Source organism: Collimonas sp. OK307, from assembly GCF_900113705.1.
Lineage (GTDB): Bacteria > Pseudomonadota > Gammaproteobacteria > Burkholderiales > Burkholderiaceae_D > Collimonas.
Genome location: NZ_FOQI01000005.1, coordinates 239,463 through 262,643, shown reverse-complemented (window position 1 = coordinate 262,643; position 23,181 = coordinate 239,463). Strand labels below are relative to the sequence as shown.

Below are 23,181 nucleotides of genomic sequence, written 5' to 3'. Positions count from 1 at the left end.
TTTATCCTTGGCGGTGATCACGGCGACCTTGGCTCCGGCGTTGGAGAAGGCCTCGAAGATGGTGCCGGCGCGCAGGTACTTGGCGTCATTCATCATGACTTCCTGATTCGCTTCGCGATCCAGGAAATAATTGCCGCAGATGCCGTGCACTGAAGGCGGCGCCCCGGTGACGATCGACAGATTATTCGGATTGGTAAAGCTGGGCACGACGCAATCGCCGGTAAGCACGGTCCCTTGCGCCACCATTTTTTTAAGAAATGGCGTGACGCCAGCCTGTATCGCCTGGTTGATATATTCCTGTTCACAGCCGTCGACACAGACAACGACGACAGGCTGTTTCATCCATGGGTAGCTACGGCCGTTAACGTCGAGGATCTTGGTATTGGACATGCGTCACTTTCGCTGTGATTCGATGAGTTACGATCAGTTAGTTGGCTGCTCCAACAACGCTGCCAGCACCGCCGGCCGTGGCCTGCTCTTGTGCCTTATGCATACGGTTACGTCCGGCGACTGCGTGCTCGCGCATGATGTTGCCTGCAGCTTGCGAATCGCCGCTGGCGATGGCGTCGACGATCTTGTGATGCTCGGTGGTTGAAGTCGGCAGACTACCCTTTTGCGCCAGCGCCGAGCGGCGGAACAAATTGAGTTCGTTGACCAGGCGCCGATAGGTATGCAACAACTTCTTGTTGGCGGTGAACTGCACCAGCGAGTCATGGAAGCTCAGATTCAACTTCAGGTAACCATCGACGTCGCCCAGCGCTACCATGCCATCCATGCGATCAAGCAGCGCGCGCAATTCTTGCACTTCGCCCGGCTTGATGGTCGCTGCCAGCTTGCGGCCGATCAACTCATCCAGTGCGGCCCGCACTTCATAGATTTCATCGGCTTCTTCAACCGAAATCTGGCGCACAAAGACGCCGCAGTTCTTTTCCTGCTGAACCAGCCCCGCCTCTTCCAGCGCCCGGAACGCCTCGCGCACCGGACCGCGCGAAACCCCTAGCATTTCCGCCAGCGATACTTCATTGAGCTTGTCGCCGGCAACCAGATCTCCGGCCAGGATCATGCGCTCCAGCTCTTTCTGCACTAACGAGGGCAGCGAGTTTTTCTGGACCAGGGCGATGGTGTTCATGGTGCGGTTAGCGTTCATGGCGGATCTTTTTTCGAGTTGGTGATTGCATTTTAATTTAACAACGTGTAGATTGTCAACAAAATACATAAGACAAATTATAATAAAAAAGCATCGAAATTAAAACCGGTCCCCTGCAGCAGATTGACCGGGTTTCAACATTGGCAGCATCACGGTAGACGAATTGCTCAACATCTGAGGAGATGGCAATGAAACAGCATTTTGCACGAATCCTGCGCGCAAGCGCAGCAGCCGGAGTTGCAACAGTCCTGCTAGGCGCCGGCCTTGCCCTGACGGCAGCTGGCAGCTTCGCCCAGTCTAAAACCTCGCTACTCGTTTATACCGCGCTGGAAACCGACGCCATGAAGCAGTACAAGGACGGTTTCGAGAAAGCCAACCCGAATATCGAAATCCGCTGGGTGCGCGACTCGACCGGCGTCGTCACCGCCAAATTGCTGGCCGAAAAGAACAATCCGCAAGCCGATGTAGTGGTCGGCCTGGCCGCCACCAGCCTGGCGCTGCTGGGCCAGGAAGGGATGCTGCTGCCGTATGAACCAAGTGGCATGAAACAGCTTAATCCGGCCTATGTCGATAGTGCCCGGCCACCAACCTGGGTCGGCATGGACGTCTGGGGCGCGACCATTTGTTTCAATACGGTCGAAGCCAAGAAGCTGAACTTGCCCAAGCCGACCAGTTGGCAGGATTTGGCCAAGCCGATCTACAAAGGCCAGATCGTCATGCCGCATCCGGCATCCAGCGGCACCGGATATCTGGACGTCACTGCCTGGCTGCAAATGTTTGGCGAAGCCAACGGCTGGAAGTACATGGACGCCCTGCATCAGAACATCGCCCAATATACCCACTCCGGCTCCAAACCCTGCACCATGGCCGGCACTGGCGAATTTCCTATCGGCATTTCATTTGAGTTCCGCGGCCATCAGGTAAAACGCAGCGGCGCGCCTATCGAATTGATTTTTCCGAAAGAAGGCCTAGGCTGGGATGTAGAAGCCAGCGGCATCATGAAGGGCACTAAAAACCTGGAAGCGGCGAAGAAACTGGTCGACTGGATGAGCAGCAAGGAAGCCAACCAGGTCAGCGCCAACTGGTGGGCTATCGTTGCCTATCCTGGCATCGCCAAAAAAGTCGAAGGCATCCCGGACAATTACGAAAAACTGCTGATCACGCCTAACGACTTCAACTGGTCGGCCAAGAACCGCGAGCGGATCCTGGCTGAATGGGGCACACGCTACAACTCCAAAGCGGAAAAGAAGTAACGCCGCGCCATGCGTGCGTCGTTCGTGCGTCGTTCGTGCGCAGTTCGTGCGCAGTTCGTGCGCAGTTCGTGCGCAGTTCGTGCGCAGTTCGTGCGCAGTTCGTGCGCAGTTCGCGATTAATCAGGAGAGCAGCATCATGTCGCAGCAGAACCCTTGTCAGGCGTCCAAGCCTTATCTGGCGCTTGAAAACATCTCGAAATCGTTCGGCAGTTTTCATGCGCTGCGCGACATCAACCTGACTGTTGCAGAAGGCGAGTTCGTCTGCTTTCTGGGGCCGTCCGGTTGTGGCAAGACCACCCTGTTGCGCATCATCGCCGGCCTCGAAAGCCAAGACCAGGGACGCATCGTCCAAGGCGGAAAAGACATCTCCTGGCTAGCGCCTATCAAGCGCGACTATGGCATCGTGTTCCAGTCCTATGCGCTGTTCCCCAACCTCACCATCGCCGACAATGTCGCTTACGGCCTGGTCAACCGACGCCAGAGCCGCAGCGCCACCGCGGAACGGGTGCAGGAGTTGCTGACGCTGGCGGGCTTACCCACCAGCGGCAAGAAATTCCCGGGGCAATTGTCCGGCGGCCAGCAACAGCGGATTGCGCTGGTGCGGGCGTTGGCGACTTCTCCTGGCCTGCTGTTGCTGGATGAACCGCTGTCGGCCCTGGACGCGCTGGAGCGGGTACGCCTGCGCAGCGAAATCCGCCAGCTGCAGCAACGCCTGGGCGTCACCACCATCATGGTGACCCACGACCAGGAAGAAGCATTGAGCATGGCCGATCGCATCGTGGTCATGAATCACGGCGCCATCGAGCAATGCGGTAGCCCGCAGGATATTTATCTGCAACCGGGCTCTCCCTTCGTTGCATCTTTCGTCGGCAAGGTGAATATCCTGCGGGGCGTTTCGCTCGGCGATAGTCGTTTCCGCATCGGCAAGCTGGATTTCCATTGCGAATCGCGGGTCGATCACATTCCGGCGGGCCAGCCGGTCAAAGTATATTTGCGGCCGGAGGATTTTGTCGCTCGCAGCGTCGAACTGCGCACGCACAATCACGCCATGGCGGAAGTGAAGAAAATCGAATTCCTGGGTGCATTCAGTTATCTCACGGTGGTGCTGGAAGGCATGGAACAGCAACCGGTGGTAGCTTCGATGTCGCTCAATCTGCTGAAGGACCTGGATTTGCGCATCGGCAGCAAACTGCGGTATGGCCTCCTGCCGGAACGCATTCGCGTGTACCAGGATCTCGATCCGACGCAAACACTAGCGCAGACGGCGGCAGCATGAACAGGCCGGCCAGCGCGCTCAACCTGACGCCGCTCACTGCCAGCGGCGGCAAGGCCGTTGGCGGCCGCCAGCAAAGCCACTGGCACGAACGGATCGCGCATGGCCTGCTGTTGCTGGTGTGCGCAGGCCTGGCGATATTCCTGCTGATGCCGGTGTTGATGATCCTGATTCAAAGCGTGCAGGACAAGGACGGCGCTTTTGTCGGGTTGCGCCAATTCGCCGACTACATGTCGACGCCGGCGTTGCGGCAATCGGTGCTGAATACATTATTCATCGCGGTATCGGTAACGCTGCTGGTGATCCCGGCGGCCTTCACTTTCGCCTATGCGCTGACGCGCAGCATGATGCCGTTCAAACGTTTTTTCCGTACCCTCTCGCTGATCCCGATCCTGGCGCCGTCGCTGCTGGCCGCCATCTCGTTCGTACAATGGTTCGGTACCCAGGGCGCGCTCAAGGGGTTGCTGGGCGGCGCGTCTATCTACGGCCCGATCGGCATCATCATCAGTGAATGTTATGCCGTGTTTCCGCATGCCCTGATGATCCTGATTACCGCACTCTCGCTGGCGGACGGCCGCTTGTACGAAGTGGCCGAATCGCTCGGCACCAGCCGCTTCCGCAAATTCCGGACCATCACCCTGCCGGGCGCCAAGTACGGTTTGATCAGTGCGACGCTGGTGGTATTCACTTTCACCGTCAACGATTTCGGCGTACCGAAAGTCATCGGTGGTGATTTCAATGTGCTGGCCATCGATGTGTATCAACTGGTCATCGGCCAGCAGAATTTCAACAAAGGCGCCGTAGTCAGCTTGCTGCTGCTGTTGCCGGCATTGATGGCGTTCGCGATCGATTTCACCATACGCCGCAAATTGCAATCGCAGCTATCCGCGCGCGCCGTGCCGTTTGTACCCAAGCGCCACCGCCTGTTCGATGCCTTGATGTTTGGCTACTGCGGCCTGGTCTGCTTTCTGCTGCTGTCGGTATTGGGCATGGCGGTGTACACCTCGTTCATCAAGCTGTGGCCTTACAACCTGACGCTGGTGTGGGACCACTATTATTTCGGCCTGGTGCAAGACGACATCCTGGAATCGTATTTCAATAGCTTGCGGCTGGCTGGCTACGTGGTTATCAGCGGCATAGTCCTGATTTTCGGCAGCGCCTACCTGGTCGAAAAGACGCGCGGCATGGATGTCGCGCGGCCGGTGTTCCGCCTGTTGGCCATGTTGCCTATGGGCGTACCAGGGCTGGTGCTCGGCCTTGGCTACATCATGTTCTTCAATCATCCCGACAATCCTTTGAACTTCCTGTATCGCAGCATGGCGATCCTGGTGTTGTCGACGGTGGTGCACTACTTCACTTCCAGCTACCTGACAGCTGTCACTGCCTTGAAGGCGATAGACAACGAGTTTGAGGCGGTGTCGGCGTCGCTCAAGGTGCCCTTCTATAAGACTTTCTTGCGGGTGACGGTACCGGTCTGCCTGCCGGCGATCCTGGATATCGGCCGCTACCTGTTCATCAACGCGATGACCACCATTTCCGCGGTCGTGTTTCTGTATTCGCCTGACACCACGCTAGCCTCAGTCGCCATACTGAATCTGGAAGCCGAGGGCAAGATCGGCCCGGCGGCGGCAATGGGGACGCTGATCGTGCTGACTTCCGCCATCGTCTGCCTGCTGTACGCATTGATCACGCGCGTGCTGCTAAAGAAAGCCCAAAGCTGGCGCCAGATCTGATCACCAGACATCTTTTTAATATTTGACCAACACCTGCACCGAACCAAAGGAAATATCATGAGCCTGCAAAGCCGCGACCCGATTCTTCTGACCCCAGGACCATTGACCACATCGCTCGCCACCAAGAGCGCCATGCTGCAGGACTGGGGTTCATGGGATGCCTCATTCAATGCCATCACCGGCAAGGTGCGCCAGCAATTGCTGGACATCGCCAACGCCCACGAAACGCACGTGTGTGTGCCGATGCAGGGCAGCGGCACGTTTTCGATCGAAGCGGCGATCAACACGCTGCTGCCGCGCAACGGCCATATGCTGGTGCTGATCAACGGCGCCTACGGCAAGCGCATGGCAAAAATCGTCGAGATGATGGGGCGCCAGGTAACGGTATTCGAAACCGCCGAGGACGTGCCGACCACCGCCGCCGACGTCGAGCGCGTACTGGGCAACGATCGCAGCATCACACATGTCGGCGTGATTCATTGCGAAACCAGTACCGGCATCCTGAATCCGTTGCAGGAAATTGCTGAGGTGGTGGCGCAATACAAAAAGAGCCTGATCATCGACGCCATGAGCTCTTTTGGCGCGCTGGAAATCGACGCCGCGAAAATCAGTTTCGATGCGCTGATCGCGGCCAGCGGCAAATGTATCGAAGGGCCACCGGGCATGGGTTTTGTGATTGCGCGCAAGAGCGTATTGGAAAAATGCGCCGGCAACTCACGGTCTTTGTCGCTCGATTTATACGACCAATGGACCTACATGGAAAAGACCACGCAATGGCGTTTCACGCCGCCGACGCATATCGTGGTGGCCTTCCATCAGGCATTGAATCAATTCTTTGCGGAAGGCGGCCAGCCGGCACGGTTGGCGCGTTATACCAAGAACTACGACACCTTGATGGCGGGCATGCGCGAATTGGGATTGATCCAGTTTTTACCGGCAAAAATCCAGGCGCCTATTATCGTCACCATACACGCGCCGAATAGCGCCAATTATGAGTTCAAGAATTTTTACAACCGGGTACGCGACAAAGGTTTCATTCTCTACCCGGGCAAGCTGACCCAGGCTGAGACTTTCCGTGTAGGTTGCATCGGTGCGATTGGTGCGGATGAAATGCGGCAGGCGGTGCATGCGATCGGCGATGCGCTGAGCGAGATGGGCATTAAAACACGGAACGCCAGCAACTCTTAAAGCGGCAGTCAGGTGGAGTGAATTCCGCGTGGGCACATGTGCCCACCCTGCCACTCCCCCGTCGTTGGCCCCGGCTAGACAGTCATTTTTTTTTGCGCCATCAGGCACAACCATGGCCGCCCGCGGTCTTGCTTGTCATCGGCAAATCCCGCCCGCCTTCGCGCGTATGACCCGCCGCTTCCAGCCGCTGCAGGTAATCCTCCCACATCGCTTCTTGATCTCGCCCCAGCTTATACAAATAAGCCCAGGTATAAATGCCGCTGACATGCCCATCCGAAAAGGTCGGTTTGACTGCGTAGTTACCGACCGGATCAAGCGCAGCCATTTCGACATTGCGTTTACCGGTTTGCAGTACCTCTTGTCCCGGACCGTGGCCGCTTACTTCCGCCGATGGCGAATAAACGCGCATCAATTCAAACGGCAGCGAAAACACCGCGCCGTCATCGAAGGCGACTTCCAGCGTGCACGATTGCTTGTGCACTGTGAACGACACCGGGATAGGCGCAGGTGCTGATTGTTTGGAACCGATCATTGGGATTATCCGGGGAAGATTGAATCAGATTAAAACTGCTCGGATATCGCCGAGCTCAATGCGCCCAGCAATGCCTGTCGCTGCGCGAGACTGGCCGGCAGCGGTTGCCGTTGGGCTTCCGCCCAGACCGGGCTGGGAAAATGGGCGTCGTCCAGATAACGTGGAATCACGTGCCAATGCACATGCGGCGTCATGTTGCCGAGGCTGGCCAGATTGATTTTTTCCGGCTGCATGACGGCGCGCACGACAGACTCTACCTTGCATACCGCAGCCATCAAGGTGCTGCGATCGGCCACCGGCAAATCCGTCATTTCCTTCACATGATCGTTCCAGATGACGCGGCAGAATCCCGGATACAAGGGATCGTCGACCAGCACCACGCGGAATTTTTCGGCACGGTGGAGAATTTCTCCACCGTCGCCGCTGCATAGTTCGCAATCAACCGAGTGTGCTGTCATGGTTACACCAGGATCCGCTCGATGCCGCCGTTGTTGGCGCGCGCCACATAATCCGGCAACCAGTTTTCGCCCAGGATATGCCGCGCCATTTCAACCACGATGTAATCGGCGGTGGTACCCGAATCATCGTTGTACCGCGACAAACCCTGCAAGCAGGACGGGCAGGAAGTGAGAATCTTGACGTCGCCGCCAAAACCATCGGCGCGCAGTTTATCCGCGCCCTTGTTCATCTCTTCTTCCTTGCGGAAACGGACCTGGGTCGAGACATCCGGACGGCTCACGCCGAAAGTACCGGACTCGCCGCAGCAACGCTCGTTCTTCTCGATCTTGGCGCCGTTGTCGGTGGTGATCAAGGCATTCACCGTCTTCATCGGATCCTGCAATTTCATCGGACTGTGGCAAGGATCGTGGTACATGTAGCGCGTACCGCTGACGCCTTCCAGCTTGAGATTTTTCTCCAGCAGGTATTCGTGGATATCGATAATCCGGCAGCCAGGGAAGATCTTGTCGAACTGATAGCCCTGCAACTGATCGTAGCAAGTGCCGCAAGATACGATGACGGTCTTGATATCGAGATAGTTCAGCGTATTCGCCATGCGATGGAACAGCACGCGATTATCTGTGATGATCTTTTCCGCCTTGTCGAAATCGCCCGAGCCGCGTTGCGGGTAACCGCAGCACAGATAGCCCGGTGGCAGCACGGTTTGCACGCCGACCTCCCACAACATGGCCTGGGTCGCCAATCCCACTTGCGAGAATAGACGCTCGGAACCGCAGCCGGGGAAGTAAAACACCGCTTCGGTATCCGCCGTGGTGCTCTTCGGATCGCGGATGATCGGCACGATCTTGTCGTCTTCGATATCCAGCAAGGCACGCGCCGTCTTCTTCGGCAGGTTGCCCGGCATCTTCTTGTTGATGAAGTGGATTACCTGTTCTTTGATCGGCGCCTTGCCGACTGTGGCCGGCGGTTTCTTGGTCTGCTTCTTGGCGAATTTCTTCAGTATGTCGTTGCCGAGACGCTGTGCCTTGAAGCCCCAGTCAGTCATGACTTTGCGGGTCATGTTGATGGTGGCCGGATCGGTTGCATTCAGGAAGAACATGGCGGCCGTGGTGCCAGGATTGAACGATTTCTTGTTCATCTTGCGCAGCAGGTTGCGCATGTTCATCGAGACGTCGCCGAAATCGATATCGACCGGGCATGGCGTCACGCATTTGTGGCAGACGGTGCAATGGTCGGCCACATCTTCAAACTCTTCCCAATGCTTGATCGAGATGCCGCGCCGCGTTTGCTCTTCATACAGGAAAGCTTCTACCAACAGCGAAGTGGCGAGGATCTTGTTGCGTGGCGAATACAGCAGGTTGGCGCGCGGCACGTGGGTGGCGCACACCGGTTTGCATTTGCCGCAACGCAGGCAATCCTTGACGCTGTTGGCGATGGCGCCGATATCGCTTTGCTGCATGATCAGCGATTCGTGTCCCATCAGGCCGAACGACGGCGTATAGGCATTGCTCAGGTCAGCCTCGAAACCAGGCAGGTTCAGCAGCTTGCCCTTGTTGAAGCGGCCTTCCGGATCGACCCGCAATTTGTAGCTGCGGAAATCCTTGATCTCGTCTTCCGTCAGGAATTCCAGCTTGGTGATACCGATCCCGTGTTCGCCCGAAATCACACCGTCCAGCGAACGCGCCAGCGTCATGATGCGGGCTACCGCGGCATGGGCATCCTGCAGCATTTCGTAGTGATCGGAGTTGACCGGCAAGTTGGTGTGCACGTTGCCGTCGCCGGCGTGCATGTGCAAAGCGACGAATACGCGGCCGCGCAAGACCTGCTTGTGAATTGCGTTGAACTCGTCGAGAATCAGTTTGAACGAAGCGCCGTTGAAAATTTGCCGCAGCAAGGCGCGCACTTCCTGTTTCCAGGATACGCGCACAGTGCGGTCCTGCACCACGTCGAACACGGTGGCGGCAGGCTGCTGCAACAGGCGTTCGTCAAATGTTGCGCTGAGCTTTTCCAGTCCCAGTGCGGCCAGCTGTTCCTTTGCGTCCTTGAGCGGCGTATCCAGATGCGCCATCAGATACGTCCAGCGCGCCTGCACGTCGGCCAGCAATTGCTCAGCCTGATGCACGCGGTCTTCCAGGATTTCCGCGGCAGGAATGTCGTCGCCGTCGGCATCGTCGCCCTTGCCTAAAGGCAGATTCCCCTTGAGCAGGAAATCGCGCAATTCGCCCAGCAATTGCAGCTTGTTCTTGCCCGACAATTCAATGTTGATGCGTTCGATACCGTCGGTGTACTCACCCATGCGATTGAGCGGAATCACCACGTCTTCATTGATCTTGAAGGCGTTGGTATGTTTGGCGATGGCAGCCGTACGGGCACGGTCCAGCCAGAATTTCTTGCGTGCTTCCGGGCTGACCGCGACGAAACCTTCACCGACCCGGTTGTTCGCCATGCGCACCACTTCCGATGCGGCATGCGCTACGGCGTTTTCATCGTCGCCGACGATATCGCCGAACAAGGCCATTTTCGGCAGCACGCCGCGTTTCGACTTGGTGGTGTAGCCGACCGCGCGCAGGTAACGCTCATCCAGATGCTCCAGGCCGGCCAGGATCGCCCCGCCCTTTTTGGTTTCAGCATCGAGGAAATCCTTGATCTCGACAATCGATGGAATCGCATCGCGCGCCTGGCCGAAAAATTCCAGGCAGACGGTGCGCGTGTGCTTCGGCATCTTGTGCAGAATCCAGCGGCCGGATGTAATCAAACCGTCGCAACCTTCTTTCTGAATCCCTGGCAATCCCGCCAGGAATTTATCGGTCACGTCTTTGCCCAGGCCTTCCTTGCGGAATACGCGGCCGGCGATTTCCAGGATTTCCGTCTTGAACGGCTTTTCGCTCGGGTGGCCTTTTTCCGCCGGGTGACGCCATTCCAGCTGGAAGCGCGCTAACGGCGTGTCGTGGATCTTGCCCAGGTTGTGGTCGAGACGGGTTACGTCCAGCCAGTCGCCGTTCGGATCGACCATGCGCCAGCTGGCCAGGTTGTCGAGCGCAGTGCCCCACAACACGGCTTTCTTGCCGCCGGCATTCATCGCGATATTACCGCCAACACAGGACGCTTCAGCCGAGGTCGGATCGACCGCAAAAACGAAGCCGGCTTTTTCAGCGGCGTCGGAAACCCGCTTGGTCACCACGCCGGCACCAGAATAAATCGTCGCGTATTCTTTATCCAAGCCCGGTAGCACGGCCATTTCGACCGCGCCCAACTGCTCCAGCTTTTCAGTGTTGATGACAGCCGACAAAGGCGTCAGCGGAATCGCGCCGCCGGTGTAGCCGGTGCCGCCGCCGCGCGGGATGATGGTCAGGCCTAGTTCGATACAGCCCTTGACCAGGCCGGCCATTTCATCTTCGCTATCAGGCGTCAGCACCACGAACGGATATTCGACGCGCCAGTCGGTGGCGTCAGTCACATGCGATACGCGTGACAGGCCGTCGAACTTGATGTTGTCCTTGGCGGTGTAGCGGCCCAGGATTTTATTGGTGCGCTTGCGCAAATCGTAGGTCTGGCGGAATTCGTCGGCGAAAGCGGCAATCGCCTTGCGCGCGGCTGCCAGCAACGCTTCGACATTCTCACTACGCCGTTTCGCTTCTTCATCGCCGACGGTATCGCGCGCTGCACCACCTTCGCTTTCCTGATCGGTGACGATGCGGCGCTTGTCGACTTCGCTGAGACGATGATGCAATGCGTCAATCAAGGCCTGGCGGCGCTTCGGATTGTCCAGCATGTCATCTTGCAGATACGGATTGCGCCGCACCACCCAGATGTCGCCCAGGACTTCATACAGCATCCTTGCGGAACGACCGGTCTGACGCTTGCTGCGCAGTTCGTCGAGCAGACGCCAGGACGCTTCGCCAAGTAGCCGGATCACAATTTCGCGATCTGAAAACGAGGTGTAGTTGTAGGGAATTTCGCGCAAACGCGCAGGAGTGGCGCCGTGTGGCGCGTCTGACAATAATGCCTGGATTTTTACTGGGGCGTTCATTGGTCTGGGAGAGTTGGCTACTTAGACTACTGCTGCTGGACCGGTATTTTAGCTTATCGCGCACCTTCGCGACGCAACATGCCAATTTGTGCAGTGCAAGAGACTGATCATGCCCGGATAGGCAAATCCAATTAAATCAATAAAAACAATCAATTTTTAATTATTAATAGTTTTTACCTATAATGAGTTCATTCCCCCACTTCTTTCAGGAGCTCTCATGTTTAGCCAGATCATCAGCGAAATCTTCGAAAGCATTTCCCTCGCATTGGCCGACTATGGCCAGTGCAAAGGCTGATTCCCCAGAATCCAGGAGCAATGTCATGACACCCGTCTCGCTATCAAAAAGAAACCCCTACTTCGGCATTTCTTACCTGCTTCGTAAACGCGCATGGCCATTGCGCGTGCTGCCATATCTCATACTACTGCTTATTACACCGGCGATGTTTGGGGCGGGCCTGTCTGCGATTTAATGCCGCCTAGCAACTCACGGCGCATGGCTCACGCGAGCCAGCTCGCGACTTCCCGCCAGAAACCGTCTGGCACATGCATCAGCAGCCAGACCACCAAAATATAGCGGACGAATTTGCCGATCGCCATATACATGACGGAAGGCCAGAAAGGCAATTTGAGCCAGCCACCCAAAGTACAGATGGGGTCGCCGATGCCAGGCATCCAGGCCAGCAGCATGGTTTTTGCGCCATAGCGCTGTAGCCAGATGAACCATTTGCTGTCGCGCTCACGGGCGAAGGCTTGCTTGGCGCCGTAGCCCATCCAGTAATCAACCACACCGCCCAGCGTATTACCCAGCGTTGCTACTAAAATCACCGGCCAGAACAGCGCGCCATTGGATTTGATCACAGCAAACACGGCCGGCTCAGAGCCCAGCGGCAGCAAGGTTGCGGCGACAAAACTGATGATAAAGACGGAAGTCAGTCCGACCGTTGGCACGGCAAGTGTCTTGAGCAACCATAAAACGGCGGATTCGATCATAGGGACAATTCAGAGACGGCAGATGCGGTGCGCGCAGCAACATGAGATGTTGTTGATAATGATTATTACGCTGCAGCCGACAAAACCTGGTGACGATTAAAAGCCGTCCATTATAATGATCCGCTGTTCCTTTCGGCCTGATCCTGTTGCCGATCGCGCTTTTGCCTGGTTTCCGGCCATGCCGGCAGCGCGCTCGACAGCCACAATTTGACAACAACATGACCACAGACTATTTGCAGAAAATCCTCACCGCCCGCGTCTACGACGTCGCGGTCGAATCCCCGCTTGAATTTGCGCCGACCCTGTCGCAACGCATTGGCAACCCGATTTATTTCAAGCGTGAAGATGTGCAAAGCGTGTTCAGCTTCAAATTGCGCGGCGCCTACAACAAGATGGCCAGCCTGACCCCGGCACAGCTCAAGCGCGGCGTGATTTGCGCTTCCGCAGGCAACCATGCGCAAGGGCTGGCGCTGTCGGCGGCCAAGCTCGGCTGTCGCGCGGTGATCGTGATGCCGACCACCACGCCGCAAGTCAAGGTTGACGCGGTTCGAGCCCGAGGCGGCGAAGTGGTACTGGTCGGCGACTCCTATACCGATGCCTACAACCATGCGCTGACACTGGAAAAGAAACTCAAGCTGACTTTCGTGCACCCGTTCGACGATCCGCATGTGATTGCCGGCCAGGGCACCATCGGCATGGAAATCCTGCGCCAGCACGCAGGACCGATCCACGCGATCTTCGTGCCGATCGGCGGCGGCGGCTTGATTGCCGGTATCGCGGCCTATGTCAAAGCGGTACGGCCCGAGATCAAGATCATCGGCGTGCAAACTACCGATTCCGACGCCATGGCGCGCAGCCTGAAGGCCGGCCGCCGCGTTACGCTACCGGATGTCGGCCTGTTCGCCGACGGTACCGCGGTCAAGCTGGTGGGCGAAGAAACCTTCCGTCTGGCGCGCATGTATGTGGATGAAGTGATCCTGGTCGATACCGATGCGGTCTGCACCGCGATCAAAGACGTTTTCCAGGATACCCGCAGCATTCTGGAACCGTCCGGAGCACTGGCGGTCGCAGGCGCCAAAGCCTATGTCGAACGCGCCAAAACCACCCGCAAGCCGATCAAGGACCAAACCCTGATCACGATTGCATCCGGCGCCAACATGAATTTCGACCGCTTGCGCTTCGTCGCAGAAATGGCCGATATCGGCCAATTGCGCGAAGCCGTGTATGCCGTCACCATCCCGGAAGAGCACGGCAGCTTCCGCCGTTTCTGTGAGCTGGTCGGGCCGCGCAACGTCACCGAGTTCAACTATCGCATCAGCGACGAGAAAATCGCCCATGTGTTTGTCGGCGTACAAACTTCGAGCGGTGAAGAAGCTAGCCTGATCGCCAAGAATTTCGAGAAGCACGGTTTCAGCACGCTCGACCTGACCCATGACGAGCTGGCCAAGGTCCATGTGCGGCATCTGGTGGGCGGCAAGAGCCCGTTGGCGAAAGACGAATTACTGTACCGCTTTGAATTCCCGGAGCGCCCGGGCGCGCTGATGCGCTTTTTGAATTCGATGGCGCCGGACTGGAATATCAGTCTGTTCCACTACCGTAGCCAGGGCGGCGACGTCGGCCGTATCCTGGTCGGACTGCAAGTGCCGAAAAAGGAAATGAAAGCATTCCGCGCATTCCTGGCGGGCCTGGGCTATCGCTATTGGGATGAAAGCAATAATCCGGTCTATAAATTGTTTCTTGGCTAAAGCTATCAACTTCGCTTGCGGTGGCTGCCACCGCAAGCAGGTCCTACACTAAAACCGGCCTCGAAACACATACTGATACATGGCATTTAAGGTGTGACATCAGGCCCGGCATGCCAAGAGGCCATAAAGGGTATGAGTTGAACATTTGTGCTGGCCGTAGCTGGCGCGCTGCTGCGTTGCCCGTCGCTTGCAGTGCTCGCACTGCGGCGCGCCGGACGCCTTGCTTCGCATCCAGCTACGACCGCCCAAATATCCAACTCATACCCTTTATGGCCTCTTCTGGCAAAATACTGCTTTATCAAGCATAAGCAAACGCCATGAGCATACCGAATACGCCTGACGCTTCGCCGTTAGGCAAACCCGCCGCCTACCAGACGCAATACCAGCCATCACTGCTATTTCCGATTGCCCGCCTGGGCAAGCGCGAAGAAATCGGCATTAGCGGCACGCTGCCGTTTTTCGGCGTCGATATCTGGAATGCCTACGAGGTATCCTGGCTCAATTTGCGCGGCAAGCCGCAGGTCGCCATCGCCACTTTCACGGTGCCGGCGGATTCACCTAACATCGTCGAATCGAAATCGTTCAAGCTGTACCTGAATTCCTTCAACCAGACCAGGCTGGCTGACACCGATGCATTGTTGCAGCTATTGCGCACCGACCTTTCGGCTGGTTTTGGCGCTCCGGTACACGTCACCCTGACCACCGCAGATGCTTTCTCCGAACTCAAGCTGCAAGAGCCGCAAGGCTTGCTGCTGGACCGGCTGGATATCGAAGTAAACGAATACCAGCCGAACCCGTCATTATTGAAAAGCGACCCGAACCAGGTTGTCATAGAAGAAACTTTTGTATCGCATTTGCTGAAATCGAATTGCCTGGTTACCGGCCAGCCTGACTGGGGCAGCGTGCAGATCCATTATGTAGGCGCCGCCATCGACCAGGAAAGCTTGCTCAAGTACCTGATCAGCTTCCGCGACCATAACGAATTCCATGAACAATGCGTCGAACGGATATTTATGGACCTGATGCGCAACTGTTCGCCACAAAAGTTGTCTGTATACGCGCGCTATACCCGGCGCGGTGGTCTCGATATCAATCCATGGCGCAGCAATTTCTCCACTCCGCAGCCACCGTTGAATTGGCGCCAGGCACGGCAATAGTTAATAATAGTTAACGATTGGCAACGAAGTTCGCCACAAATCGTGGCAAAAAGACAGCAATTAAATAGCTGAATGACAATTATTTGGTCAGGAATATTGACGCTCAAAGGATCGGCGTCTACCTTACGACCTCGCTGTAAAGAACCCATTTATCATATGACAACTTTTTCTCGTTTTACCGCCCTCAAACGTACCGCTTTGCTCTCCTGCATGACCGCACTCGTCGCTGTGGGCGCACCGGCCCACGCTCAGGAAACCCCGGACACCACCGGCTGGTTCAGCAAAACTCTCTCGCAAACCAAAAACCGGCTCGACAACATTGTCGAAAACGGCGACATGGAAGTATATCTGTCGGGTTACGCCTATCACGGCCGTCACACCTATACGAAAGAGCGCATCGAGGAATTGAATGAAAAGGCCTGGGGCCTGGGTGGCGGCCGCACCATCCGCAATGCTGACGGTAACGACGAATCCCTGTATCTGTTTGCCATCCGCGATTCCCATTACAAGCCGCAGGTCATGGCTGGCTACGCCTATGAATGGATCTGGAATGTACCAAAGACACCGGTCGAAGTCGGCGCCGGTTATACCGCCATGATGATGAGCCGGCAGGATTATTTCGGCGGCTTTCCGTTCCCGATAGCGCTACCAGTCGTATCGCTGGGCGTAAAAGGCGCCAAGTTGATGGGATCCTATGTGCCTCGCCTGTCGCAGAATAAGGGCAATGGCGATGTCTGGCTGATATTTGCACGCTTTGAAGTTAAGTAAAAACTCAGGTCAACCTGCCAAAACGATGACCGCAAGTTGATGTTGTTGGCTGGAATCAAGTCTATAATCCGAGATGGGCGCCATTAATGACGGCCGGAAGTTAATAACACCGTAGCCTGAGTTATGCTGACTTGGGCCAAAACCGGGGGAGACGTTGCAATAACAGCTACAATCACATTATTGCGATCAGTAGCGCGTAATCCCGAGATTGGCCTGTTTTCGATATGCTGCGGCAGTTTTAGTGGTGGCCTGATTGGTTACTTGAATGCTGACCTGAACACTGACTTAGACACAACCACCCGTATTGTGCCGCATACCACTTTGTATTATGACTAATCTTGCAAAAATCCTGCCCGCACAAAATGTGGCGCTGGATCTGGAAGTCTCCAGTAAAAAACGCGCCTTCGAACAAGCCGGTTTACTCTTCGAAAACAATTGCGGGATTGCCCGCTCTACCGTCTCCGACAACCTGTTTGCGCGTGAACGTCTTGGTTCTACCGGCCTTGGCCACGGCGTGGCTGTGCCGCATGGCCGCGTCAAGGGATTGAAAGCGCCGCTGGCCGCCTTTGTGCGCCTGGCCGAACCGATTCCCTTTGAATCTCCGGACGGCGAACCGGTCAGCCTGCTGGTGTTTTTGCTGATTCCCGACAACGTCACCCAGCAACATCTGGAAATCCTGTCGGAAATCGCTGAAATGTTTTCCAGCGATGCCTTCCGCACCATTCTGGCCAGCGATCCCGATCCGGCCTCGGTACACGCCCATATCGTCGCCTGGCAGCCCATGGGCACCGAAAATGCGACATAATTTGGTCTAAGAACCTGCTGGCTCCAAGAAGACAGCGCTCATCGTGAGCCGGGTCGCCCGCGGGCGATCTTACTTTGCCACCTAACCAAGTCAGCCGCCAACCATGCCCGTTTCCACGCCCCTATCGATTCAGCAGCTGTACGACGAAAACCGTGAATCGTTGCAATTAGGCTGGTTTGCCGGTTTCCCCGGTGGCGAACGCCTGATTTCCGGCGATGCTGCCTCGGCGGCCGACCAGGTCGGCCATCTGAACCTGATCCATCCGGGTCGGATCCAGGTTTTCGGCCATCAGGAAACCGAATACTATCAACGCCTCTCGCCAGCCTCGCGAGTCCACCAGACTGCTGAACTGGTGGCCGGCGCACCACCCGCTTTCATCATCGCGCAAGGATTGGCGACGCCACCGAACATTCTTGAGATCTGCGACGAAAAAAATATCCCTTTGTTTTCGACGCCGTTGCCAGCAGCGCAGGTAATCGATTATCTGCGGGTGTACCTGTCGAAAAAACTGGCGCAACGGATCACCATGCACGGTGTGTTCATGGACGTGCTGGGAGTTGGTGTGCTGATTACCGGCGAATCGGGCCTCGGCAAAAGCGAACTGGGGCTGGAACTGATCTCGCGCAGCCATGGCCTGGTGGCCGACGATGCGGTCGAGTTTTCCCGCATTGCACCGAACATGATCGAGGGACGCTGTCCGCATCTGCTGCAAAATCTGCTGGAGGTTCGCGGCCTGGGCCTGCTCGATATCAAGACTATCTTCGGCGAAACCGCGGTACGCCGCAAAATGCGCCTCAAGCTGATCGTGCATCTGGTACGGCGCGCCACCCTGGAAGAAAATTACGAGCGCCTGCCGCTCGATGCTCAACACCAGGAAGTGCTGGGGCTGGCGATCCGCAAAGTCATCATTCCAGTGGCAGCCGGCCGCAATATCGCGGTACTTCTGGAAGCTGCGGTGCGCAATACCATCCTGCAACTGCGCGGTATCGATACGCTCAAGGATTTTATCGCCCGCCAGCGTATTGCTATGGATAGCGACAGCGATCTCTGAATCGGCACGGTGGCATACCATGCTCACCTACGTTCTCGATTACCGTACTTACGGTATCATTGAGCAATGCGCATAATTCTTATCACCGGTATCTCCGGTTCCGGCAAATCAGTCGCCCTTCGCGTGCTCGAAGACGCGGGTTATTTTTGCGTCGACAATCTGCCGCCGACCTTGTTGCGGGATCTGGTCGCAGCGCGGCAGCATGAGGGCGCGCAGATGCTGGCGGTGGCCACCGACGCCCGCAGTGCCGACTCGCTTACCGGCCTGGCGTCGGACATCCAGCAATTAAAGGCGGAAGGACACGACGTTAAAGTGTTCTTCCTGACCGCGCAGACCGAATCCCTGATCGCCCGTTTTTCCGAAACCCGCCGCAGCCATCCGTTATCGCACCGCCTGCTGCCGGGCCAGAATCCGGCAGACCGCCTGACATTGACCGAGTGCATTTTGAATGAACGCGAGATGCTGGTCGAGATCGAGGGTATCGGCCATACGATAGATACTTCCGACGTCAGCGCCAACCGGCTGCGCAGCTGGATCAAGGAACTGGTCGATACCGAACCGGCGCCGCTGACCTTGCTGTTCGAATCGTTTGCCTTCAAGCGCGGCGTGCCGCTCGATGCCGACCTGGTGTTCGACGTGCGCATGCTGCCGAATCCTCATTACGACGCCAAGCTGCGCCCGCTGACCGGGCGCGATCAGCCCGTCATCGCTTTCCTGGAAGATTTGCCGAAGGTAACCGACCTGCTAGGCGACATCCGCAATTTTGTCGAGAAATGGCTGCCGGCGTTCAAGGACGACAACCGCAGCTATCTGACGGTAGCGATCGGTTGTACCGGCGGCCAGCATCGCTCGGTATATATGGTCGAACAGCTGGCGCAGTATTTCCAGGTTTCTGAACGCGTGGTGCGACGCCACCGCGAACTTGGCTAGACGAACTGGCTTTTTAGTTCGTGACCCGGTTCACATCCCACTTTTACCATGTCCGAAAATAACAACTGGATTCCACTGTTCCCGCTCAATACCGTGCTGTTTCCCGGCGGCGTGCTGCCGCTCAAGGTATTTGAAACCCGTTACCTCGACATGCTGCGCGAATGCATGAGAACCGAGCAGCCGTTCGGCGTGGTACTGATCAAGTCAGGACAGGAAGTTGGAAAGGCAGCCGAACCCGAAATCGTAGGCTGCCTGACCAGGATTACTGAATGGGACATGCAGGATCTCGGTGTAATGATGTTGCGCACCGAAGGCAGCCAGCGGTTCCGGATTGTGGCGCAGCGGGTGTTGCCCGACCAGCGCGTGGAGGCGCAGATAACGCTGATAGAATCGGACCAGGTAACGCGTCCCGATGAAATCCATCTGCAATGCGCCAGTACTTTGAAGCTGGTGATTGACGACATCGACAAGAAAGGTCGCGCCACACATGGCGCAAATTTCGCCAGCCCGTTTGCATTGCCGATGCAATTCGACAATGCGGGCTGGGTCGCCAACCGCTGGTGCGAGATCCTGCCGATCCCATTGAAAGCGCGCCAGAAGCTATTGGAACTGATCGACGGCCGCGAGCGGCTTGGCATAGTCCATCAATATCTACTACAGCACAACATCATCTAGGCAGATGCGAATCGACGACGGAGTGATCTGGGGTCAGAGTCAACTTTCGCAGGTTTTATCGCGAAACTTGACTCTGACCCCACATCACGGCTTCGAAGAGAGATAACTCACTTATGGCAGGTTTGTTTCTTTTTGTTTTACGACGTCTGCTCCGTGGTCCACTAAGCGGGGTCAGAGTGAAGTTTCGGCGGTAAAGCATGCCGAAAGTTCACTCTGACCCCGGTTAGTTCGATCTGCTCGTCGCATATACAGCAGATTCAAGCGAACAAATCGGCTTCGCGAAAAACTTCCAGCAACAATTTCTTGACCGGCGCCGGCAGCGGCGCGTCTGCCAGTTTTTCAGCCGGATACCAAACGTAGTTGGCCTGGGCCACACCTTCCAGTCGTCGCTCAAGCGTAATCTGGAATGGTGATATCTGCAGTTTGAAATGCGTAAAGACGTGGGTGAACGGTTGCAGCGGCTCGCATGATGCTACTGCACCGAACGCTGCGGTGGCGCGACTTAACGTTGCGTCGAAATCTGCTCCTGGCACAATTTCCGGCAGCGACAGCAAGCCGCCCCAGATACCGCTGTCAGGGCGCTGCTCCAGCAAAACCTGTTGCTGATCGACGATCACCAACATGCCGGTATGTTTTTCAGGAATGGCTTTTTTCGGTTTGCGCACCGGCAGTTGCCCAACCCTGTCGGTGGCCAGTGCGACGCAGCGTTGCGCCAGCGGACAAGTCCCGCAAGATGGTTTGCTGCGTGTGCAAAGCGTTGCCCCGAGATCCATCAACCCTTGGGTATACGATTCCAGACCTTGTTCCGGTAACAGCGCCACTGCGCGGCGCCACATTGCATCTTCAATCGGCTTGGCGCCGGGATAACCATCGATCCCGAACACCCTGGCGAACACACGTTTGACGTTGCCATCCAAAATCGCGGCCTGCACACCGTAAGAGAATGCCGCAATGGCAGCAGCTGTCGAACGACCGATACCGGGCAGATCTTGCAACAGTTCAGGATCCCGCGGAAATATCCCGCCATGTTCGGCCACCACGCGTTGCGCGCAGCGATGCAAATTGCGCGCTCGTGTGTAATAACCCAAGCCGCTCCAATGCGCCATCACCTCTTCGCTCGGTGCGGCCGCCAGGGCCTGCACATCCGGGAAACTTGACAGGAAACGCTGGTAGTACGGAATCACAGCGGCCACCTGCGTTTGCTGCAGCATGATTTCAGACAGCCAGACACGATAGGCATCACGCGTCTGTTGCCACGGCAATGCGTGGCGACCATGTTGCTTCTGCCAGAGAATCACCGCAGCGGAAAAAGACGGGTCTGCAAATTTAGCTGATGCGAGGTCGTTCGCGGTGTTACAAATAATTTTCAAATCTATCTCACTGCGGTTTTACAACGACATGTACGTACTTCAAACTACCAATCTGATCAGATGGGGACAGAGTAATTCGCCACGCTTCGGTGGCTATTAAACTCTGTTCCGACATGGGTTTCGCTTCCCAGCGCATTTCTCAAATCGTTTTCCAACGCCATCAAAGTATTCCTTTGTGCAGTCAGTTCCCTCTGCAACATTTCCACCGACTCGATTTTTTCTTCGAGGCTGTCAATCGCCACATGCACCCGCTCAATCGAATCGGTACGTTGCTTGAGCTGCGACTTGTGGGCGCGGATCTGTTCTTCCAGCGGCGCCATCACCACCTTGAGCCACGCGTCGACGTCACGGTTGGCTTGCAAGAAGCTCTGCTTCACGCGCGAGGCGATCGAATCGAAGAATTTCTGCATCAGCACCACCTGGCTGGTCTTGACCAAGGTGACCGTGCCGAACTGGCGATGATAAGCGGTTTCGATCACTTTGATTTCATTGCGATACTTGTCCAGCGAGAACGGCATCGGCGTCGACAGTGCCAGCCCGTGTTCGGTCGAGAACTTGCGGTACATGATAGTCATCATTTCCGAAATTTCATCCGTCTTCTGTCCCGACAGCATCAGGTTCTCCTGCGCCTTGTCAAAGAAATCCTTCACAGCGTGGCGGAAACCGGCGGTGAACATGCTGCCTTCCATGGTCTCCCGCGTTTTACGGATTTCTTCTTTCAGCAAGCCCATGCCCAGCGTCGAAAACACGCCCGCCGACAAGCGTGCAAACACCATGCGCGTACCCTGCAATTTCAGCAAACTTTCGTCGAATTCTTTTTTCTCGATATCGATACGCTTCATCATGTGGCTGATGATGGAAGTATTCTTGCCGCGCAAGCTCTTCAATTCCAGCAACTGCTCAACCACGCTGCGGATATGCGCCGACATCAAGGCTTGCTTGGTGACCGTCAGATCGTGGATATCGCCAATCAGCTGGGACCGGATGATGTCGCGCTTGGCCGGGATCAACTCGCGCGACAAAGCATTTTCCAGAGCCGGCAAACGACTTTTCTTCAGCAGATGAGACTCGCCGTTGATCTTGCCGACCAAGCCCTTTTGCGCCGATACCGGATACACCTGCGTCTCCGCCAACCCCAGCGTGTGCGCCACGCTCGATACCTGCCGGCTGATTTGCTGCTCTACCTCGAACGGCGAGCGCAGCTCATCCCACATGCTGTCGATCTTGTTCAGCACCACCATGCGGCCCGCGCCGCTGCCGATATGATGGCGCCAGACGTCGATGTCGCTTTTGGTGACGCCGGTATCTGCCGCCAGAATGAACAATACCGCGTGGGCGTTGGGAATCAGGTTGAGCGTCAGCTCCGGCTCGGTTCCGATCGCGTTCAAGCCCGGCGTATCGATAATCACCAGCCCCTCTTTCAGCAAGGGATGCGGGAAATTGACGATGGCATGGCGCCATTGCGAAATTTCGACGCGGCCCAACGCATCGATGGTCATCGCGGCGTCAGGATCGTCCTCATCGTAGAGGCCGTAGAGCTTGGCCTCTTCCACCGGCACCCATTTGGTCAGGCTGACCTGCTTGAAAGCTTCCAGCATGCCGTCGGTGGATGAAATATCCAGCGGCAACACCGTCCAGACATGATGTGCTCCCTTGTAGTCGCTGGTCGATTGCGATTCTGCCCGGGTTTCTATCGGCAACAGACGGATGCACGACGGGAAAGAAGCGTCATACAGCAGCTCGGTCGGACACATGGTGGTGCGGCCGGCGGCTGACGGCAAGATGCGCTGGCCGTAATCGGCGAAAAAGATCGCATTGATCAGTTCCGATTTGCCACGCGAAAATTCAGCAACGAAGGCGATCGATAATTTATCGTCGGTCAGACGTGCCAAGGCCCGGCTGATGCGCTGCTCGCTGGCGACATCCGACAGCTTCGAGGCGCTCGCCCACGTCTGATAACGTCGCAAGGCGCCCGCCACGCCGGTACGCCACTCGCTGTATTCCTGGAATTTTTGGACTAGATTGCTCACTATCTCTCTCGCCTATCTTCTCTGATTTTCTTTAATATGCATTTC

Annotated in this window: 19 protein-coding genes; 11 read left to right on the top strand and 8 right to left on the bottom strand. The window is 56.6% G+C overall.

Features of this window, described 5'->3' with window-relative positions:
- Together BM205_RS09625 and BM205_RS09620 are read right to left on the bottom strand one after the other, a co-directional pair.
- The coding region (locus BM205_RS09625) for an alkaline phosphatase family protein (protein WP_175511220.1) at positions 1-390 on the bottom strand (390 nt) is incomplete at its 3' end.
- A gap of 37 nt (positions 391-427) precedes the next feature.
- Positions 428-1,147: a phosphonate utilization associated transcriptional regulator gene (locus BM205_RS09620; RefSeq protein ID WP_092414274.1), complete on the bottom strand. Its 720-nt coding sequence runs from the start codon at positions 1,145-1,147 to the stop codon at positions 428-430.
- Between the two features lie 188 nt (positions 1,148-1,335).
- Between BM205_RS09620 and BM205_RS09615 the strand changes: the two genes are divergently transcribed.
- The 4 genes from BM205_RS09615 (at position 1,336) to BM205_RS09600 (ending at position 6,594) form a co-directional block, all read left to right on the top strand.
- Positions 1,336-2,400 (top strand): putative 2-aminoethylphosphonate ABC transporter substrate-binding protein, encoded by a 1,065-nt coding sequence (locus BM205_RS09615; RefSeq protein WP_092414273.1) that lies wholly within the window; start codon positions 1,336-1,338, stop codon positions 2,398-2,400.
- Positions 2,401-2,536: 136 nt separating this feature from the next.
- The gene (locus tag BM205_RS09610) at positions 2,537-3,676 is read left to right on the top strand and encodes a putative 2-aminoethylphosphonate ABC transporter ATP-binding protein (RefSeq protein ID WP_092414272.1); all 1,140 of its coding nucleotides are present in this window, start codon (positions 2,537-2,539) and stop codon (positions 3,674-3,676) included.
- Positions 3,673-5,406, top strand: coding sequence for a putative 2-aminoethylphosphonate ABC transporter permease subunit (locus BM205_RS09605; RefSeq protein ID WP_175511219.1), 1,734 nt, complete (start codon positions 3,673-3,675; stop codon positions 5,404-5,406). The genes BM205_RS09610 and BM205_RS09605 overlap by 4 nt, the downstream gene beginning before the upstream one ends.
- A gap of 57 nt (positions 5,407-5,463) precedes the next feature.
- Positions 5,464-6,594 (top strand): 2-aminoethylphosphonate--pyruvate transaminase, encoded by a 1,131-nt coding sequence (locus BM205_RS09600; RefSeq protein WP_092414271.1) that lies wholly within the window; start codon positions 5,464-5,466, stop codon positions 6,592-6,594.
- A gap of 100 nt (positions 6,595-6,694) precedes the next feature.
- Here the strand turns inward: BM205_RS09600 and BM205_RS09595 are convergent, their stop codons facing one another.
- The 4 genes from BM205_RS09595 to BM205_RS09580 all read right to left on the bottom strand — a co-directional run bounded on the left by BM205_RS09595 (position 6,695) and on the right by BM205_RS09580 (position 12,605).
- The gene (locus BM205_RS09595) at positions 6,695-7,126 is read right to left on the bottom strand and encodes a gamma-butyrobetaine hydroxylase family protein (protein WP_092414270.1); all 432 of its coding nucleotides are present in this window, start codon (positions 7,124-7,126) and stop codon (positions 6,695-6,697) included.
- A 29-nt stretch (positions 7,127-7,155) separates the two neighbouring features.
- Positions 7,156-7,584 (bottom strand): HIT family protein, encoded by a 429-nt coding sequence (locus BM205_RS09590; protein ID WP_092414269.1) that lies wholly within the window; start codon positions 7,582-7,584, stop codon positions 7,156-7,158.
- Positions 7,585-7,586: 2 nt separating this feature from the next.
- Positions 7,587-11,615: a DUF3683 domain-containing protein gene (locus BM205_RS09585; RefSeq protein WP_092414268.1), complete on the bottom strand. Its 4,029-nt coding sequence runs from the start codon at positions 11,613-11,615 to the stop codon at positions 7,587-7,589.
- A 498-nt stretch (positions 11,616-12,113) separates the two neighbouring features.
- Positions 12,114-12,605 (bottom strand): YqaA family protein, encoded by a 492-nt coding sequence (locus BM205_RS09580; RefSeq protein ID WP_092414267.1) that lies wholly within the window; start codon positions 12,603-12,605, stop codon positions 12,114-12,116.
- Between the two features lie 161 nt (positions 12,606-12,766).
- Between BM205_RS09580 and ilvA the strand changes: the two genes are divergently transcribed.
- From ilvA to BM205_RS09545, 7 genes are all read left to right on the top strand, one after another.
- Positions 12,767-14,350 (top strand): threonine ammonia-lyase, biosynthetic, encoded by a 1,584-nt coding sequence (ilvA, locus tag BM205_RS09575; RefSeq protein WP_256381759.1) that lies wholly within the window; start codon positions 12,767-12,769, stop codon positions 14,348-14,350.
- Positions 14,351-14,667: 317 nt separating this feature from the next.
- Positions 14,668-15,507 carry an NADPH-dependent 7-cyano-7-deazaguanine reductase QueF gene (queF, locus tag BM205_RS09570; protein WP_092414265.1) on the top strand — a complete coding sequence of 280 codons (840 nt, stop codon included), beginning with the start codon at positions 14,668-14,670 and terminating at the stop codon, positions 15,505-15,507.
- 156 nt (positions 15,508-15,663) lie between these two features.
- Positions 15,664-16,275 carry a hypothetical protein gene (locus BM205_RS09565; protein WP_092414264.1) on the top strand — a complete coding sequence of 204 codons (612 nt, stop codon included), beginning with the start codon at positions 15,664-15,666 and terminating at the stop codon, positions 16,273-16,275.
- Between the two features lie 328 nt (positions 16,276-16,603).
- The gene (locus BM205_RS09560; RefSeq protein WP_092414263.1) at positions 16,604-17,080 is read left to right on the top strand and encodes a PTS sugar transporter subunit IIA; all 477 of its coding nucleotides are present in this window, start codon (positions 16,604-16,606) and stop codon (positions 17,078-17,080) included.
- A gap of 103 nt (positions 17,081-17,183) precedes the next feature.
- Complete coding sequence (gene hprK / locus BM205_RS09555) at positions 17,184-18,131, top strand: HPr(Ser) kinase/phosphatase (RefSeq protein ID WP_092414262.1); 948 nt, start codon at positions 17,184-17,186, stop codon at positions 18,129-18,131.
- Between the two features lie 66 nt (positions 18,132-18,197).
- Entirely contained in the window at positions 18,198-19,061 is an 864-nt protein-coding gene (rapZ, locus tag BM205_RS09550; protein ID WP_092414261.1) for an RNase adapter RapZ, read from the top strand.
- Between the two features lie 48 nt (positions 19,062-19,109).
- Complete coding sequence (locus tag BM205_RS09545) at positions 19,110-19,736, top strand: LON peptidase substrate-binding domain-containing protein (protein WP_092414260.1); 627 nt, start codon at positions 19,110-19,112, stop codon at positions 19,734-19,736.
- A gap of 257 nt (positions 19,737-19,993) precedes the next feature.
- On the opposite strand, the gene mutY is transcribed toward BM205_RS09545, so the two are convergent.
- Both mutY and BM205_RS09535 read right to left on the bottom strand, forming a co-directional pair.
- A complete protein-coding gene (gene mutY / locus BM205_RS09540) occupies positions 19,994-21,106 on the bottom strand; it encodes an A/G-specific adenine glycosylase (protein ID WP_371326472.1) in 1,113 nt (370 codons plus the stop codon).
- A 56-nt stretch (positions 21,107-21,162) separates the two neighbouring features.
- A complete protein-coding gene (locus BM205_RS09535; RefSeq protein WP_254783821.1) occupies positions 21,163-23,136 on the bottom strand; it encodes a dynamin family protein in 1,974 nt (657 codons plus the stop codon).
- Between the last annotated feature and the right edge of the window lie 45 nt (positions 23,137-23,181).

What these genes read in the sequence shown, in the direction of transcription:
- BM205_RS09615 (WP_092414273.1), top strand. Translation starts at nt 1,336, where the DNA reads ATGAAACAGCATTTTGCACGAATCCTGCGCGCAAGCGCAGCAGCCGGA.
- BM205_RS09600 (WP_092414271.1), top strand. Translation starts at nt 5,464, where the DNA reads ATGAGCCTGCAAAGCCGCGACCCGATTCTTCTGACCCCAGGACCATTG.
- BM205_RS09595 (WP_092414270.1), bottom strand. Translation starts at nt 7,126, where the DNA reads ATGATCGGTTCCAAACAATCAGCACCTGCGCCTATCCCGGTGTCGTTC.
- BM205_RS09580 (WP_092414267.1), bottom strand. Translation starts at nt 12,605, where the DNA reads ATGATCGAATCCGCCGTTTTATGGTTGCTCAAGACACTTGCCGTGCCA.
- BM205_RS09620 (WP_092414274.1), bottom strand. Translation starts at nt 1,147, where the DNA reads ATGAACGCTAACCGCACCATGAACACCATCGCCCTGGTCCAGAAAAAC.
- BM205_RS09545 (WP_092414260.1), top strand. Translation starts at nt 19,110, where the DNA reads ATGTCCGAAAATAACAACTGGATTCCACTGTTCCCGCTCAATACCGTG.
- BM205_RS09585 (WP_092414268.1), bottom strand. Translation starts at nt 11,615, where the DNA reads ATGAACGCCCCAGTAAAAATCCAGGCATTATTGTCAGACGCGCCACAC.
- hprK (WP_092414262.1), top strand. Translation starts at nt 17,184, where the DNA reads ATGCCCGTTTCCACGCCCCTATCGATTCAGCAGCTGTACGACGAAAAC.
- BM205_RS09605 (WP_175511219.1), top strand. Translation starts at nt 3,673, where the DNA reads ATGAACAGGCCGGCCAGCGCGCTCAACCTGACGCCGCTCACTGCCAGC.
- rapZ (WP_092414261.1), top strand. Translation starts at nt 18,198, where the DNA reads ATGCGCATAATTCTTATCACCGGTATCTCCGGTTCCGGCAAATCAGTC.
- BM205_RS09590 (WP_092414269.1), bottom strand. Translation starts at nt 7,584, where the DNA reads ATGACAGCACACTCGGTTGATTGCGAACTATGCAGCGGCGACGGTGGA.
- BM205_RS09565 (WP_092414264.1), top strand. Translation starts at nt 15,664, where the DNA reads ATGACAACTTTTTCTCGTTTTACCGCCCTCAAACGTACCGCTTTGCTC.
- BM205_RS09560 (WP_092414263.1), top strand. Translation starts at nt 16,604, where the DNA reads ATGACTAATCTTGCAAAAATCCTGCCCGCACAAAATGTGGCGCTGGAT.
- BM205_RS09610 (WP_092414272.1), top strand. Translation starts at nt 2,537, where the DNA reads ATGTCGCAGCAGAACCCTTGTCAGGCGTCCAAGCCTTATCTGGCGCTT.
- queF (WP_092414265.1), top strand. Translation starts at nt 14,668, where the DNA reads ATGAGCATACCGAATACGCCTGACGCTTCGCCGTTAGGCAAACCCGCC.